1 protein-coding gene is annotated in these 236 nt (G+C 41.9%); it reads left to right on the forward strand.

The features are described 5' to 3' along the window. Positions 1–236: MFS transporter (locus tag AAEY62_RS24760; RefSeq protein ID WP_350637145.1), on the forward strand; the 236-nt coding region annotated here is incomplete at both ends.

The raw sequence follows: 236 nt of genomic DNA on the forward strand, positions 1-236 counted from the left end.
TTACGCCCCCACCTTTGAATTGCTGTTATTAGTACGCTTTTTACAAGGCCTAATATTACCAGCGGCATTAACAGCCATGACCAGTTATATTGGCATGAGCTTTAGTGCCGATACTCTGCAAAAAAATATGACAATCTACATTGGTAGCACCATAGTAGGCGGCTATTTTGGGCGCGTTCTGGCAGCCCTTTTTAGTGATATATGGCACTGGCAAAGTTTTTACTACTTTATTGCCA

Origin of the sequence: Pseudoalteromonas sp. GW168-MNA-CIBAN-0100 (assembly GCF_040309225.1) — a bacterium.
Lineage (GTDB): Bacteria > Pseudomonadota > Gammaproteobacteria > Enterobacterales > Alteromonadaceae > Pseudoalteromonas > Pseudoalteromonas arctica.